16 protein-coding genes are annotated in these 13759 nt (G+C 43.3%); 7 read left to right on the forward strand and 9 right to left on the reverse strand.

The window, feature by feature from the left end; genetic code table 11:
- The first annotated feature begins 6 nt into the window (after positions 1-6).
- Entirely contained in the window at positions 7-945 is a 939-nt protein-coding gene (locus QUB70_RS10790) for a hypothetical protein (protein WP_332980210.1), read from the forward strand.
- A 344-nt stretch (positions 946-1289) separates the two neighbouring features.
- On the opposite strand, the gene QUB70_RS10795 is transcribed toward QUB70_RS10790, so the two are convergent.
- From QUB70_RS10795 to QUB70_RS10810, 4 genes are all read right to left on the reverse strand, one after another.
- Positions 1290-1838 carry a hypothetical protein gene (locus tag QUB70_RS10795; RefSeq protein ID WP_332980212.1) on the reverse strand — a complete coding sequence of 183 codons (549 nt, stop codon included), beginning with the start codon at positions 1836-1838 and terminating at the stop codon, positions 1290-1292.
- A 328-nt stretch (positions 1839-2166) separates the two neighbouring features.
- The gene (locus QUB70_RS10800; RefSeq protein WP_332980213.1) at positions 2167-2514 is read right to left on the reverse strand and encodes a DUF5615 family PIN-like protein; all 348 of its coding nucleotides are present in this window, start codon (positions 2512-2514) and stop codon (positions 2167-2169) included.
- A gap of 17 nt (positions 2515-2531) precedes the next feature.
- Positions 2532-2876: a DUF433 domain-containing protein gene (locus tag QUB70_RS10805; RefSeq protein ID WP_332980215.1), complete on the reverse strand. Its 345-nt coding sequence runs from the start codon at positions 2874-2876 to the stop codon at positions 2532-2534.
- A gap of 397 nt (positions 2877-3273) precedes the next feature.
- On the reverse strand, positions 3274-3645 hold the full coding sequence (locus QUB70_RS10810; RefSeq protein ID WP_332980216.1) for a hypothetical protein: 372 nt from the start codon (positions 3643-3645) through the stop codon (positions 3274-3276).
- Positions 3646-4179: 534 nt separating this feature from the next.
- Between QUB70_RS10810 and QUB70_RS10815 the strand changes: the two genes are divergently transcribed.
- The gene (locus QUB70_RS10815) at positions 4180-4428 is read left to right on the forward strand and encodes a hypothetical protein (RefSeq protein ID WP_332980218.1); all 249 of its coding nucleotides are present in this window, start codon (positions 4180-4182) and stop codon (positions 4426-4428) included.
- A gap of 102 nt (positions 4429-4530) precedes the next feature.
- Here the strand turns inward: QUB70_RS10815 and QUB70_RS10820 are convergent, their stop codons facing one another.
- The 3 genes from QUB70_RS10820 to QUB70_RS10830 form a co-directional block, all read right to left on the reverse strand.
- A complete protein-coding gene (locus tag QUB70_RS10820; RefSeq protein WP_442927766.1) occupies positions 4531-4902 on the reverse strand; it encodes a DUF5615 family PIN-like protein in 372 nt (123 codons plus the stop codon).
- Entirely contained in the window at positions 4889-5215 is a 327-nt protein-coding gene (locus tag QUB70_RS10825) for a DUF433 domain-containing protein (RefSeq protein ID WP_332980220.1), read from the reverse strand. The genes QUB70_RS10820 and QUB70_RS10825 overlap by 14 nt, the downstream gene beginning before the upstream one ends.
- Positions 5216-5449: 234 nt before the next feature.
- A complete protein-coding gene (locus tag QUB70_RS10830; protein WP_332980235.1) occupies positions 5450-5578 on the reverse strand; it encodes a DUF433 domain-containing protein in 129 nt (42 codons plus the stop codon).
- A gap of 755 nt (positions 5579-6333) precedes the next feature.
- Between QUB70_RS10830 and QUB70_RS10835 the strand changes: the two genes are divergently transcribed.
- The 4 genes from QUB70_RS10835 to QUB70_RS10850 all read left to right on the forward strand — a co-directional run bounded on the left by QUB70_RS10835 (position 6334) and on the right by QUB70_RS10850 (position 11471).
- A complete protein-coding gene (locus tag QUB70_RS10835; protein ID WP_332980221.1) occupies positions 6334-8808 on the forward strand; it encodes a phosphoketolase family protein in 2475 nt (824 codons plus the stop codon).
- Between the two features lie 144 nt (positions 8809-8952).
- Positions 8953-9990 (forward strand): AAA family ATPase, encoded by a 1038-nt coding sequence (locus QUB70_RS10840; RefSeq protein ID WP_332980223.1) that lies wholly within the window; start codon positions 8953-8955, stop codon positions 9988-9990.
- On the forward strand, positions 9983-10669 hold the full coding sequence (locus tag QUB70_RS10845) for a DUF3226 domain-containing protein (protein WP_332980224.1): 687 nt from the start codon (positions 9983-9985) through the stop codon (positions 10667-10669). The genes QUB70_RS10840 and QUB70_RS10845 overlap by 8 nt, the downstream gene beginning before the upstream one ends.
- Before the next feature lie 163 nt (positions 10670-10832).
- Positions 10833-11471, forward strand: a complete 639-nt coding sequence (locus QUB70_RS10850; RefSeq protein ID WP_332980226.1) for a histidine phosphatase family protein — start codon at positions 10833-10835, stop codon at positions 11469-11471.
- Positions 11472-11513: 42 nt separating this feature from the next.
- On the opposite strand, the gene psaK is transcribed toward QUB70_RS10850, so the two are convergent.
- Positions 11514-11768, reverse strand: a complete 255-nt coding sequence (psaK, locus tag QUB70_RS10855; RefSeq protein ID WP_332980227.1) for a photosystem I reaction center subunit PsaK — start codon at positions 11766-11768, stop codon at positions 11514-11516.
- Between the two features lie 319 nt (positions 11769-12087).
- Between psaK and QUB70_RS10860 the strand changes: the two genes are divergently transcribed.
- The gene (locus tag QUB70_RS10860; RefSeq protein WP_332980228.1) at positions 12088-13305 is read left to right on the forward strand and encodes an acetate kinase; all 1218 of its coding nucleotides are present in this window, start codon (positions 12088-12090) and stop codon (positions 13303-13305) included.
- A gap of 18 nt (positions 13306-13323) precedes the next feature.
- On the opposite strand, the gene QUB70_RS10865 is transcribed toward QUB70_RS10860, so the two are convergent.
- Positions 13324-13689 (reverse strand): hypothetical protein, encoded by a 366-nt coding sequence (locus tag QUB70_RS10865; protein WP_332980229.1) that lies wholly within the window; start codon positions 13687-13689, stop codon positions 13324-13326.
- Positions 13690-13759 lie beyond the last annotated feature (70 nt).

Here is a 13759-nt window from a genome sequence, read left to right on the forward strand (position 1 = left end):
GAAAATATGGTTGGATCAGAATTAAGGCTAGCTACACTTAAATATTTGTTGTGTAGAATTAAGTTCTATAAGAAATTAATTCGAGACCATGGTTATGAAAAGCTTGACACATATAAGAATAAAGAACGTTTGGATGGTTTATGTAACTCAATCAAGGGCGAAGTAAATCAAATAAATGAGCTAAAGACTGAAGGTGTCGATCATCCAAGAGAAGATTTTTTATGGGGAGAGGTTAGAGTTTGTTTAGAAAATGAAGGGGAATTTAAATCTTTCGTCGTTGAGTTGAACAAAATCAGTGTAGAGATATTTAAAGAATCTGAGTTCCTTAATATAGCTAGTATAGCTAACTTTGATGTTACACCAGAATGGATGTTCCCGACATCAACAGCCGATGTAAGGAGTGACATAACTATTATTAATTCATTTGTGGAAGGCGATTTTTCAAATATCGATGACTTATTCGTTGATAGACTCATGGACAATGAACGTGTAAATAAAACTTTAAGTGTTTGGAAAAAATGCCCAGAAATATCTAAAAGGCTCCCACTTATTGAAGAGGCGATAGAAGCACATATAGGCAGAAAATTTTATCTCAGTGTTTCAGCTTTAATTCCCCAAGTAGAGGGATTATTGAGAGATGCACTACAGATTATGGCTCAGAATATTGACTTTACTTCAATGCGCAAAGAGGATATAAGAAAAGCTACTTGTGCTCTAAAAGATTCCTGGAAGTCACAAGATTACGCCTTGCCAGAAGCAACATTTCTTCTAGAATCACTACCTGATGCTGTGAGCGATATTTATGAAGAATATGATCCTACAAAATCTGTACCAGGCAAGCTTTATCGTCATGGAGTTTGTCATGGACTTCAGACAGATTTTAATTCTAAGAAAAATTCTATCAGATTAATCTTGCTCCTTGACAGAATCATTTTTTTTATGTAAGATATCGCACAAACCCACCCTATGCCTGACCGCGCGCTGGTCTAAAATCTCCTCAGCCGCAACAAAGGCGATATGTGCGATCGACTTTCACGACAAAACTGTGGCAATCCAGAACTAGAAAGCGTGCTATACCGCAAATCGCCTACACTGGAAAATTTTAATACTTTGCTTGAGTAAAACTTGACACAGATCCAAACGATAAATTATATTAGACGTATGGATGCAGCAGACATGATCTAATCATGACATCCCGTTACCCACGAGGGTCGAGGAATTCCGGTAAAGACGTTCTGAATACCAAAATTTATATTTTGGCGAAGGCTCCTTAAGGAGCCTTTGTTATTTTAGGGCTTCGGTAATTCCTTATTCTGCAATAAATTTTTTGCTATGACGAAAAAGCCCACTTTCTTTACTTTACCTATGCCTTCGTATATAGGATAAGCACTGTGTATGTGTAATCTCAGCCTTTTACTTTCTCTAAATGCGGCAAAAGCAACGAAATACTCAACCTCTATACCATTTGAATCCAAAACTTTAACGATGGCAAATTTTCCATACCCAGCGTGACAAACTAACGTTTCCTTCTCGCCCAATGACTTGACAATACTCGGTAATTGCTTTGAGAGTTGGTATCTCTCAAAATTAAATGTTCTGGACTCTCTCGGCCCATTGTACATTAATAACTGTGATTCTTCGCTAGAAATATCGTCAGAATCTTTAGTAAAACAATGTAAACCATAAGTTACTATAAAGTTGTACGTGATTATATTTTTTTCGTCTCTTTTGTCGAGATATTCAACCAAGTCAGCATTAAGATGTGATAAATCATATATTTCACCATCTAGTATAAAGTTTTTCCAGGATATAACTTCTTTTACAGTCTTGAACTTCATACTTACAAAAACAAGGTTATCCGCGAGCGATCGAGGTTAGTAGCTGCTGCTTATTTTAGGCGCTAGGTCGATCGCATCTTCTGTGGAACACCTTACCATTTCACGGAGTTCAACCACATTTTTACCCGCCGCCTCAAAAATCGGGCGACTCCCCAAAACAAGCGCGGTGATTTGGATGCAACCGTAACATCGAAACTTCCTTATCGCTATTCTGATGCACAAACCCCCTATCCCTGACCTCTCGTTAGTCTAAAATCTCCTGGGCCGCCAAAAAGGCGATATGCGCGATCGCACAAACTGCCGATATCAACTAGCCTGTGGCGATCGGCTAAGAGATAGACGGCGGCCCAGAACGATAGACTCGAATCACTTTTCCCGTCAATGTCTCAGCAGTAGATATCGCATCATTAATATTAGCAGTCAGTCTAGCAATATCGTCATCTCGCGTGCAGGCAATAATACCGCAGTGGTCAGGTTGCAGCTTGTGGAGTTGAAAGAAATCGCGCCGATTGACAGTCAAAACAGCCCGATTTTCAACGATCGCAAATGCTAATACATCCTCATCAGGTAGTCCAGCGTTTCCTGCTTGTTGAACAGTCAAGACATCATGCCCCAAAGAGCGTAGGTTCTGCACAACTTGCCGGGGAAAGTGTTCGTCTGCATAGATACGCGCCATAGGTTTATTGGATATTTTCAGGTATCTAAAATTTCATCTGCCTCGTCTTGCAGTCTGATTGCTTCCTCAATTTCGTCAGGGTAAGCTTCAGCATAAGCCCAAACATTTACTAAATCAGCGGCACTGAGATGGGGATAGCAATCTAGGATAAAAGCATCGGTAGCGCCGTCATTGCGATAGCTTGCGAGCAACCAAACGGGAATGCGAGTATTGTCAATACAAGCATCGCCGCCCATCACGCCGGGAGTTTTTGTAATAGAGCGTCCGCTGTTTTTGAGACTCTGGGTTAAGATGCGAATTGCCTCTGCTTTCTCTGCTGGCGTTAAGGCTAGGAGTTGCGCTTCTAATTCTGGGATTGTCATAGAGCTTATTTGATTTATGAATTATGTATGTATTTGATATTGTAGGGCGATATCTCTATTAGTTAGGTTTCTTGCAAAACGTTTGGAACAATACTCCGGACAGTTTTTTGGGCAGCGACTGAAACCCGCATTCTACCGTTAAGATTTCACCTGCTGAGGAAGCTGGAACCCTGATTCTACCGTTGGTGATTGAAAACTGTCCGGACTATTGTTGGAAGTATTTAATGCTGTTGGTGAGTCTCTTGCAGTCATAGCCGTCCCCATCTCTACAGTAGAAGTTCTGGGCCCTGATGAAATCTTAACAGTTTGTTCTTTGGCAAAAGCAGGTTAGGATTCACTTAACTTTGAACTTGTGCGCGAACTCTGGCTCGAACTTGTTCGGAAATTGCCATTGTGGTTATCCTTTTAATGGTTCCAGCAAGCCGCGCCGCACAGCTTCATTTAAGGCTTGAGCTTGTCGCAAGAGTCGAGTTTCATAGATGTGGATTAATCCCTGCAATTCCTCGCGTTCTACTGGAATAATTGTACCGGATTGTTGGCGGTCTAGCAATTCATTCAATCGTTGTTCTTGGACTGGTTGCAGCCGGAGTTGAGTCTGATCGATCGCTTCTGAATCAGAAAGTGCTGATACTGGTTTAGCGGTTGGTAAGAGAAAATTTTCCAGAGTTTCTACTAGAATCTCACTCACGGTGCGGTGGCGTTGCTGCGCTAGCAATACTGCTTGGTGGTAGACTTCATCTGGCAGATTTAGGGTGATTTGGGCGGTCATAGGTGCAAGGCTATGAAACTAATATTTATATTCTGCCATATTTTACTTTGAGTATTAGACATCTGCCCAAAAGAAATGAAGCAGGATCTCGCTTGCTAAAAATACGGCGACTGCGACTGAGAAGAAAACCCAGTGAAATTAGTTTAGTTTTCACTCATCGAGAAACCCGGTTTATTAAAAAAACCGAGTTTATTAATTTACAAAATACTAGACAAGCTGGCAAAAATAGGTTTGTACTTCCGTCCTTAAAATTCTCTTCTCTTACGAATGTGTGATAAACGTCTGCGCGGTTCGATCGCCCCTATTTTTTTGAGACATATCAACTCAAACTCTTGTCAAGCCTAGCTTTTCGGCTTACTTGTTACCAGTCGGGAAAATCAGCCTATTTACTTATTGACAATTGTTCCTCTCTGTTTAATAGTCAGGGATCAAATATACAAGTTAAAAATTGTATCATAAGCAACAGAAAGTACCCAATGTTTTATGTAGCGGTCTAGAATTGAGAAAAGAAACAAGATGAGAGGCGCGATCGCTATGGGTATCAATAGAGACCTAGACTGGGAAGAAGCATTTGAGTACCGAGCGGGCTTGACAGTGGAGTTGAAGTCCCAGCCTGGGGTTTTCGATACGATCGCTTACTATGAAGTGATGATGGTACCGCCCATCTGGTTAGAAAATGACCCGCGTCCCCGGTATTCTCACGAACTGCGAGTCGTTTCCCACCAGCCAACTGTGTCCAATATTTGCCGGATTTCACACTGTCCTGTTTTAGTCGCCTCCTAAGTTTTTGCAGCGGGAAATATCGGCGATGGCATCTAGCTAGCAATCAAACCGATGCAGTGAATTTCGGATGGAGATTGCTTGAGTTTACTTTGTGGCGATCGCTTAAGATATAGATGGCGACCCAGAACGATAGACGCGAATCAATTGACCGGTTAATGTTGCAAGTGAGGAAATAGCTTCATTAATGTTAGTCGCCATTCTTGCTAAGTCATCATCGGCCTTACAGACAATAATTCCAGCATGGTCAGACTGTAAGCTGTGCAGTCTAATAAAATGACGGCGATTTAGAGTTAAAACTGCTCGATTTTCACTGACTGCAAAAGCTAACACTTCTTCGTCAGGAATTTTTTGGTTATCTTTTCCGGCTTCTTGCACTGTCAGAATATTGTGCCCCATCTGGCGCAGCAATTCTACAACCTCTCTGGGAAATTGTTCGTCACCATAAAGACGCGCCATCATTTCAATCCTCGTCATTTTCGCGGATAGCTATTTCAATTTCATCTGGAAAAGCTGCCACATAAGTCCAGGCATTTGCTAAATCAGTAGCGGTTAGTGTGGGATAGTTATCTAAGAGTCGAGACTCGTTCATGCCCAAGCGACGAAAACTTTCCAGTACCCAAACAGGAATGCGAGTGTTTCTGATACAAGCATCACCGCCGCAGACACCGGGAGTTTTGCTAATTCCTTGCCAGGTGTTGGCTAAGTTTTGGGTTAATAATTGGATGATTTGAGCTTTCTGGGTTGGCGTTAAGGCCAGAAGTTGCGCTTCTAATTCTTTGATATTCATATAAATTTTGGTATTTATGAAATATAGCGGTTCTCAAACGTTGTAAGGTAAGCTAATCCGCATTTAAATTGCATAGTCAAATAAATTTTTCCTCTTGTGGGGTGGGCATCCTGCCCGCCCTCAACATACAAATTAAATGCACAACAGCTTATGCGGGCTCCTTCCTATACCCATGCCCTATGCCCGTGAGAGCACCTCATGTTAATGAGAAAGGCTATATGTATGTATTTGCTATTATAGTGCGATCGCCGGGAGTCGAGACTCGTTCATACCCAAACGACCAAAACTTTCCAGTACCCAAACCGGAATGCGAGTATTCCTCATACAAGTATCACCGCCACAGACACCGGGAGTTTTGCTAATTCCTTGCCAGGTGTTGGCTAAATTTTGCGTTAATAATTAGATAATATGTATTTGCTATTATTATACACAATTCCGTTCTCTCTCCTCTCTTCCTCTGCGCCCTCTGCGCCTCTGCGGTTCATAAAAAAAAGCCCTTTCACAAATGAAATAGCATGGCTATATCTTTTTCACTTCAGACTAAATCTCTCTCCTTATAAAAATTGCTCACCCTTTTACCTACACCTTAAACGAACCTAAAAAACTTTAACCCAAAACGACTCATACCATTTTAGATTTTAGATTAAAGAATTGAGAATGACTGAACACATAAAGCTTTGGATATTGCGTAGAGTAATATTTTTTGTGATAATTTGTATCAGCCCTCGGCAGGCACAAAGTAAAATAAAATTCACCTATAAATCCTTATGTTCTCTACATTGAGAAGTATCTTTTTGGGAACTTGCACAACACATCCTATCACGCGCAATATATTACTAAGGCTCAGTGCGCCGTGCACAGCCTACAAAAATCTTGTCTAAATCCTATTATGTATTGCTGAATTCCTTGATCCCCGCAAGTAGCGGCCTTTATTGCATCAAAGTCCTGCGATATTTAGCCATAAATTAACATTGATTTAAACTTTGATGGAGACATAAACGAGCTAGAATTCAATAGTTGGTGTGGAAGACATGGAGTTTAAGTACAAAATGTCACAGATAACAAATTAATATCGATCGCACTTTACAAAACAACCAAAACTCAGGAGTCAATCGCTGATGATGCTAGGAACCACCGAGATCCCGCAATTAAAGCCGCTTTCCGACTCAGAACTCAGCAAAATCAACGCTTACTGGCGATCGGCAAACTACCTATCCGTCGGACAAATCTATCTCCTCGACAATCCGCTACTCAAAGAACCACTCAAACTCGAACACGTCAAACCCAGACTCCTCGGACATTGGGGCACCACTCCAGGTCTCAACTTCATCTACGTTCACCTCAACCGGATCATCAAAGCCCAAGACATCAACGCTATCTACATCGCAGGCCCGGGACACGGCGGGCCGGGCTTGGTCGCCAACACTTACTTAGAAGGGACTTATACCGAATATTACTCGAACATTTCCGAAGATGAAGACGGTATCAAACGGCTGTTCAAACAGTTCTCCTTTCCCGGCGGTATCCCCAGCCACGTCGCCCCGGAAACCCCCGGTTCGATTCACGAAGGGGGCGAACTCGGTTACGCCCTGGTTCACGCTTACGGTGCGGCCTTCGACAATCCCGATTTGATTGTGGCGGCCGTTGTCGGCGACGGGGAAGCGGAAACCGGCCCGCTGGCTGCTAGCTGGCACTCTAACAAGTTTCTCAACCCGGTTCGGGACGGGGCCGTGTTGCCGATTTTGCACTTGAACGGCTACAAAATTGCCAATCCAACTCTGTTGGCCCGCATTCCGCGCGAGGAATTGGAAAGCTTGATGGTCGGTTACGGCTACAAACCTTATTGGGTGGAAGGTTCAGACCCGGAAACCATGCACCAGTTGATGGCTGCAACTCTCGATACAGTCATTGGCGAAATTAAGGCGATTCAGGAAAAAGCCCGGAAGGAGGGCTATTCGGGCCGTCCTCAGTGGCCGATGATTGTGATGAAGACTCCCAAAGGCTGGACGGGGCCGAAGGAAGTTGACGGTAAGCAAACTGAGGGTTCTTGGCGATCGCACCAAGTCCCATTAGCTGAAATGGCTTCTAAGCCCGGACACGTCCAACTCCTGGAAGATTGGATGAAAAGCTACAAGCCGGAAGAACTGTTTGACGACAAGGGTAAACTGATTGCAGAATTGGCGGAACTTGCACCCAAGGGCGATCGGCGCATGGGGGCAAATCCCCACGCTAACGGTGGTTTGCTGCTGCGAGACTTGAAAATGCCAAAATTTGCAGACTACGCCGTAGACGTGCAAAAACCGGGCACTGTAATGGCAGAAGCAACCCGCGTGACTGGGCGCTTCCTGCGAGACGTGATGAAACTTAATCAGGAGAACGCCAATTTCCGCATTGTCGGGCCCGACGAGACGGCCTCAAACCGCCTCGATCCGGTGTTTGACGTGACTGGCCGGACGTGGACTGGTAGTATTTTGCCGGAGGACGACGAACACCTGTCTCCCGAAGGCCGCGTGATGGAAGTCCTCAGCGAACATCTGTGTCAGGGATGGCTGGAAGGCTATTTGCTAACAGGAAGGCACGGATTTTTCTCTTGCTACGAGGCGTTTATCCACATCATTGATTCGATGTTCAACCAACACGCTAAATGGTTGAAAACTACTCGCGATATTCCTTGGCGGAGACCGATCGCATCTCTCAACTATTTACTAACTTCTCACGTTTGGCGGCAAGACCACAACGGTTTTTCGCACCAAGATCCGGGTTTTATCGACCACGTAATTAACAAGAAAGCGGAAGTGGTGCGGATTTATTTGCCGCCGGATGCGAACACTTTGCTGTCAGTAACTGACCACTGTCTCCGCAGCCGCCACTATGTCAACGTGATTATTGCTGGGAAGCAGCCGGCATTGCAGTATTTGGATATGGATGCTGCGATTAAACACTGTACGGCCGGCCTCGGCATTTGGGAGTGGGCTAGCAATGATAAAGGCGGCGAACCCGATGTGGTGATGGCTTGCGCGGGTGATGTTCCGACGCTGGAAACTTTGGCTGCTGTTGACATTCTGCGCCGAGATTATCCCGATTTAAAAGTGCGGGTGGTGAATGTGGTTGATTTGATGACGCTTCAGCCTTCGACAGAACATCCTCACGGTTTGTCTGACAAGGATTTTGATGCTTTGTTCACGACAGATAAGCCGGTGATTTTTGCTTTTCACGGCTATCCTTGGCTGATTCACCGCTTGACTTACCGCCGGACTAATCACTCAAACATTCACGTTCGCGGTTACAAGGAAGAGGGCACGACTACGACGCCGTTTGATATGGTGGTGATTAACGATCTCGATCGCTTCCACTTAGTTGGAGATGTAATTGACCGTGTTCCGAAACTGAGTTCTGTAGCAGCTTACGGCAAACAAGCTATCCGTGACAAGCTGATCGAACACAGGCAATACATTACCGAACACGGCGATGATATGCCGGAAATCCGCGATTGGAAGTGGCCGCACGCGGGTGCGGTTCAGTCGGAAACGCCGAAGGAAACGAAAGATCCCGAGGTAGGAGAACAGGGCGTGCGATCCGGTGCGCCTGGATAGGTGCGATCGCTTCTCGACATCTGCGTGAATCCGCGTTAATCTATTGTCATCTGCGGTTAACAAATTCTCTTTTTTTAACCGCAGATACAGGCAGATTAACACAGATTAACGCAGATGAGTTAGATTGATTCAACAGGATCGGTAATGCTTAAAGAAATAGAAATTCAAAATTTTAGGTGTTTTGAGCAAATCAAAATTTCTGGGTTTGAAAGAGTCAATTTAATCGGCGGTAAAAATAATGCTGGCAAGACAACTTTGCTAGAAGCACTTTTTCTCAATGTTGTTCCCTATCCTAGCAGTCTAGTCATGCTAAGACAGCTTAGAAAAGAGCCATTAGAAGCCATAAAAGCTATGCCTGATAGAGCATGGGATAACTTGTTTTATTTCCGGAAAAAAGATAAATTTCTAGTAATTTTGGGAAAAGACGATAACAATATTACCTCTCGAATAGAAATCAAGTCATCTACATCTTTGATAACTATTAACTCAATCAAAAACGTAGAAGCACCAAAATTTTCAGGACGCGTGAGAGAACCCTCTTTAAGGGCTACTTCCACAGGTTTAAGGGATGGTTATAGCGAGTCAATAATTACTGATAGCAGTTCTACTGCTGACGAAATACCAATAATTCCCTCGTTTATCAGGATTTCGGGAAGAGAACTCACAGAAGCATACGATAAAGCGCGTTTGGATGACAAAGATAGCGAAGTTTTGAGAGCTTTTCAAATTCTAGATCCTGCGATCGAATCTGTAGAGAGTTTTTCGATTGGGGAACCCACACTTTACTTGAGAAGAAAAGGTGAGAAGCGTTTGCCTTTATCATTGTTTGGAGATGCAATGAATAGGGTTGCACATATTATGCTTAAATTAGTCATTAATAAACATAAAATATTGCTAGTCGATGAGATAGAAAATGGCATACACCATACAAGTCAGCGGGAGTTTTGGAGAATTTTATTTCGGTTGGCGGTTGAACTGGATACGCAGATTTTTGCTACAACGCACAGTTTAGAGATGCTTCAAGCATTTGCTGATGTTGGTTTAGAACCAAATCAGGAATGCAGCAGCGCATATTTTGAAATGGCAAAGAAATGGAAAACAGATCAAATAATCGGAATTCGGCGCGATTTGGAAACTTTGAATTACGCACTAGAGCATCAAGAAGGAGTGAGAGGTGAGTAATATTGTCATAGTAGAAAGTAAAAATGATAGAATTTTCATGCAGGCAATGGTTGAGAAACTAAACTGCGATCTCCAGGTAGCATCACCTATTTATATAAATGATTATAAAAGTTTGGACGGCTTGGACGAAACAAAGTTAATCTCTGCTTTAAAAAATTTAAAAGCAGAGATTCCAAAAAAAGGGGTAAAAAAAATAGGAATTATTATTGATATCGATAACTATTTAGAGCCAGAGCGGCTAGAATTCGCAAATAAATGTATACAACAAGTGTTTGAAGCTGAAACTTTGTCAAGCACTAAACAATTTATCGATATTTGTGGAGATAATGGAACAAATGCCAAATTGGCTTGTTACTTTACGAATTTGGGAGGTAGAGGCGAACTGGAAACCCTTTTAAAGGGTATCAAGGCTAGAGAATCTCCCTATGCTGATTGTTTGGATAGCTGGAAAACCTGCATAGAAAGCCAGGGAAAGAAAATCAATCAGAAACATTTTGATAAATTTTGGGTTAGTATATATTTGAGATATGATACTTGCTCAAATCAGGATCGGAAACAAGCTGAAAAAAAATGCAGTATGTCACGGTTTGATTATGTTATGGAACACAAAAAAAATATTTGGGATTGGGATAATCCTGCACTCGATGATTTGAAGGAGTTTTTTAAACTCTTTTGTTAACCCGCCTTCACATGCAATTAATACCATTTATAAAAATTTGTGCTACAAATAATTATTGGGTTTGTTTCTTCACCTACTGTCAAAGGTGCGTCACCATCAGATTGTTGATAGAATTCAAAGATCGATAATGGCGACGCACCCTACGCATACTAACTAGGAATTTATGAGCTTAAAAATCTACTTTCTGCGCCACGGTGAAACAGTTTACAGCAAAACAGGCGGTTTCTGCGGCGACCTCGACCCAGAGTTAACAGCCGAAGGTTCTCAAATGGCAGAACAGTTTGCCGCAACTTATGCGAAATTGCCTTGGAATGCTGTTTATGTCAGTCCGATGAAACGCACAATCGCTACTGCAAAACCTTTGTGCGATGCTGTAGGTATTGAAATGCAGCTTCACGACGGACTGAGGGAAATTAAGTACGGTGAGTGGGAGGGCAAAACAGTAGAATCAGTCAAAAAAGAATACGAAGAAGATTATATTAACTGGCTGACTGAACCTGCTTGGAATGCACCGAATGGCGGCGAAACTTCTGTGCAAATTGCTAATAGAGCTTTGTTAGTTATTGCAGAAATTGAGGAAAAGTACAAGAGTGGAAATGTGCTGGTTGTTTCGCACAAAGCAACTATTCGGATTATTCTTTGCAGTCTCTTGGGGATTGATTTGGGGCGTTATCGCTATCGCATTGGCGCTTTAGCAGCTTCTGTCAGTATTGTCAAATTTGATGTGCGAGGGCCGCTGCTGGAAGTTTTGGGCGATCGATCGTACATGGATGAAACCCTCCGCAATTTACCCGGTACTTGAAATCACGGGTAAGGTGCGCTGCGCGCACCCTACAGTCTGCAACTAAATCGCGCCCAAGTAAGACAATCCTAAAATCGTACCCGTTCCCAGAATATGACCGAAGCAGAGACTTCCCACAAGTGCACCCAAGCTCAAACCGCCCACCGGTAAGGGCGCGGCTGGGCCTGTGTGAGGATTTTTGATGGTTGATTTGCCGAAAGCAATGGCTGCAATATTGCAAATAATCATAATTAAACCGATCGCGGGACTCCATTCAACGGTTCTGGGGGCAACGGCAAGTAAAATTGGTGTAAACATCGATCTGCTCCTTAAAATTTACTAAATGAAAATCTGAACAGAAGATATATCAAAAAAATGCAACTGTTAGCTACACATTGCATTAACAGTTAACATTTCGACATTTTTCTTAATTTTTAGGTGCGCTCCAAGGATACGGCATTGTTAAATGGCAAGGACACGGCAATCAGGACACGGCAATCAGGACACGGCAATTCCGTGTCCCTACCATTGATGTTTGTAGGGTCACGGCAATGCCGTGTCCGGCGCGGTTCGGTGCGATTTTTAATAATAAAAAGATACACACCCTACCAATTACCAATTACCAATTACCAATCCCATGAAAATATTAGTATTAAATGCGGGTTCTAGCAGTCAAAAAAGCTGTGTTTACGAGTTAAATGATGTGCCGCCCGATCGACCTTTGCAACCCCTCTGGGAAGCTAAAATTGATTGGACTCACCAACAGGGTGCAGCAGAGTTGAAAGTCACGACAGCAAAAGGTACTCAATTTGAGGAGGAGTTTGCATCGGAATCTCGCACAGATGCTATTTCTCGAATGCTGGAGACTCTTTGGCAGGGAAAAACTAAAATTATTAATGATTTAAAGGAGATTGATATTGTCGGTCATCGCGTCGTACACGGCGGATCAGACTATCAAGAAAGTACGTTGATTTCTCCGGATGTTAAAAAGGCGATCGCCCGTTTATCTCTCTTTGCTCCCGTCCACAATCCGGTTAACTTAGAAGGCATCGAAGCCCTAGAAAAAATCCTGCCAAATGTGCCGCAAATAGCAGTATTTGATACAGCTTTTCACGCACAATTGCCGCCCGCAGCCTTTGTTTATCCCGGCCCCTACGAATGGCTGGAAAATGGGATTCGCCGCTACGGTTTTCACGGGATTAGCCATCAATATTGCGCTCGCAGGGCGGCTGAAATTCTGAACCGCGATTTTGCCGATTTGCGGCTGATTAGCTGTCATTTAGGCAACGGATGTTCTCTGGCGGCGATTCGCGGTGGTTTCAGTATTGATACGACGATGGGATTTACGCCTTTGGAAGGATTGATGATGGGAAGCCGATCGGGTTCGATCGATCCGGGAATTATCATTCATCTGTTAAAAGAATCCGATTTAACTTCAGAGAAACTGGATAATATTCTCAATCGTAATTCTGGTTTAAAAGGCATTTCTGGGGTATCTAGCGATATGCGACAGATAGGAGAGGCGATCGCCCAAGGTAATGAGAGAGCTCAACTTGCATGGGATATTTACATCCACCGTTTGCGCGCCGGAATTGGGGCGATGCTGGCGAGTTTGGGAGGGTTGGATGCTTTGATTTTTACGGCGGGAGTTGGGGAAAATTCCGCTGTTGTGCGATCGGCGGCTTGCGAAGCTTTTGGATTTATGGGTTTAAAATTGGATGCGGAGAAAAATCAACAGTCGCCGGTCGATGAAGATATTGCGGCGGCTGATTCAGCCGTGAGAGTTTTGGTAATTCACACGCAGGAAGATTGGGAAATCGCGCGGGAATGCTGGAATTTTATTCGCCAAAAGTGAATGTTTGACGATCGCAAATTAGATGTTTTTTGTCTGTTGTGATTTTAAGGGCGATCGCGACTTAAGGGTGAGGTGTAATTGCAATAACTGTGATTGCTCCTTTCCCCGGGCCATAATACCAGAAAACTCGAAACGCTGCTGGTTTTTTTTTTCGACGCAGGCTTCAAATACTTCCTCTTCATTAGAACCTGATAATGTGTGGTATTTATGAGTTTTCAAGCTGGGATGGCGTAAATTAGTTGCCATTAATCCAAGTATTTTCAGCACTTTAGAAACCTCCACAAAAAAGATGATCCAATAACTATGTGGGTTTAGCGAAAATTTCCACGAACCATTTTTTGGCGTTGCTGATTTACGGTATGAAAGGCTAAATAGGTCAGTCATAGAAACCAGTATCGACAAAGCTTGGGGATTTTCAACTGATTTTTTTCATACCCTGATTAAGCAACGCCGA

This window comes from Microcoleus sp. A003_D6 (genome assembly GCF_036702825.1).
Taxonomy (GTDB): domain Bacteria; phylum Cyanobacteriota; class Cyanobacteriia; order Cyanobacteriales; family Microcoleaceae; genus Microcoleus.

Excerpts from the sequence above, each read along its gene's own strand:
- QUB70_RS10790 (WP_332980210.1), top strand. The coding sequence starts at position 7 with ATGGTTGGATCAGAATTAAGGCTAGCTACACTTAAATATTTGTTGTGT.
- QUB70_RS10795 (WP_332980212.1), bottom strand. The coding sequence starts at position 1,838 with ATGAAGTTCAAGACTGTAAAAGAAGTTATATCCTGGAAAAACTTTATA.
- QUB70_RS10800 (WP_332980213.1), bottom strand. The coding sequence starts at position 2,514 with ATGGCGCGTATCTATGCAGACGAACACTTTCCCCGGCAAGTTGTGCAG.
- QUB70_RS10805 (WP_332980215.1), bottom strand. The coding sequence starts at position 2,876 with ATGACAATCCCAGAATTAGAAGCGCAACTCCTAGCCTTAACGCCAGCA.
- QUB70_RS10810 (WP_332980216.1), bottom strand. The coding sequence starts at position 3,645 with ATGACCGCCCAAATCACCCTAAATCTGCCAGATGAAGTCTACCACCAA.
- QUB70_RS10815 (WP_332980218.1), top strand. The coding sequence starts at position 4,180 with ATGGGTATCAATAGAGACCTAGACTGGGAAGAAGCATTTGAGTACCGA.
- QUB70_RS10820 (WP_442927766.1), bottom strand. The coding sequence starts at position 4,902 with ATGACGAGGATTGAAATGATGGCGCGTCTTTATGGTGACGAACAATTT.
- QUB70_RS10825 (WP_332980220.1), bottom strand. The coding sequence starts at position 5,215 with ATGAATATCAAAGAATTAGAAGCGCAACTTCTGGCCTTAACGCCAACC.
- QUB70_RS10835 (WP_332980221.1), top strand. The coding sequence starts at position 6,334 with ATGATGCTAGGAACCACCGAGATCCCGCAATTAAAGCCGCTTTCCGAC.
- QUB70_RS10840 (WP_332980223.1), top strand. The coding sequence starts at position 8,953 with ATGCTTAAAGAAATAGAAATTCAAAATTTTAGGTGTTTTGAGCAAATC.
- QUB70_RS10850 (WP_332980226.1), top strand. The coding sequence starts at position 10,833 with ATGAGCTTAAAAATCTACTTTCTGCGCCACGGTGAAACAGTTTACAGC.
- psaK (WP_332980227.1), bottom strand. The coding sequence starts at position 11,768 with ATGTTTACACCAATTTTACTTGCCGTTGCCCCCAGAACCGTTGAATGG.
- QUB70_RS10860 (WP_332980228.1), top strand. The coding sequence starts at position 12,088 with ATGAAAATATTAGTATTAAATGCGGGTTCTAGCAGTCAAAAAAGCTGT.
- QUB70_RS10865 (WP_332980229.1), bottom strand. The coding sequence starts at position 13,689 with ATGACTGACCTATTTAGCCTTTCATACCGTAAATCAGCAACGCCAAAA.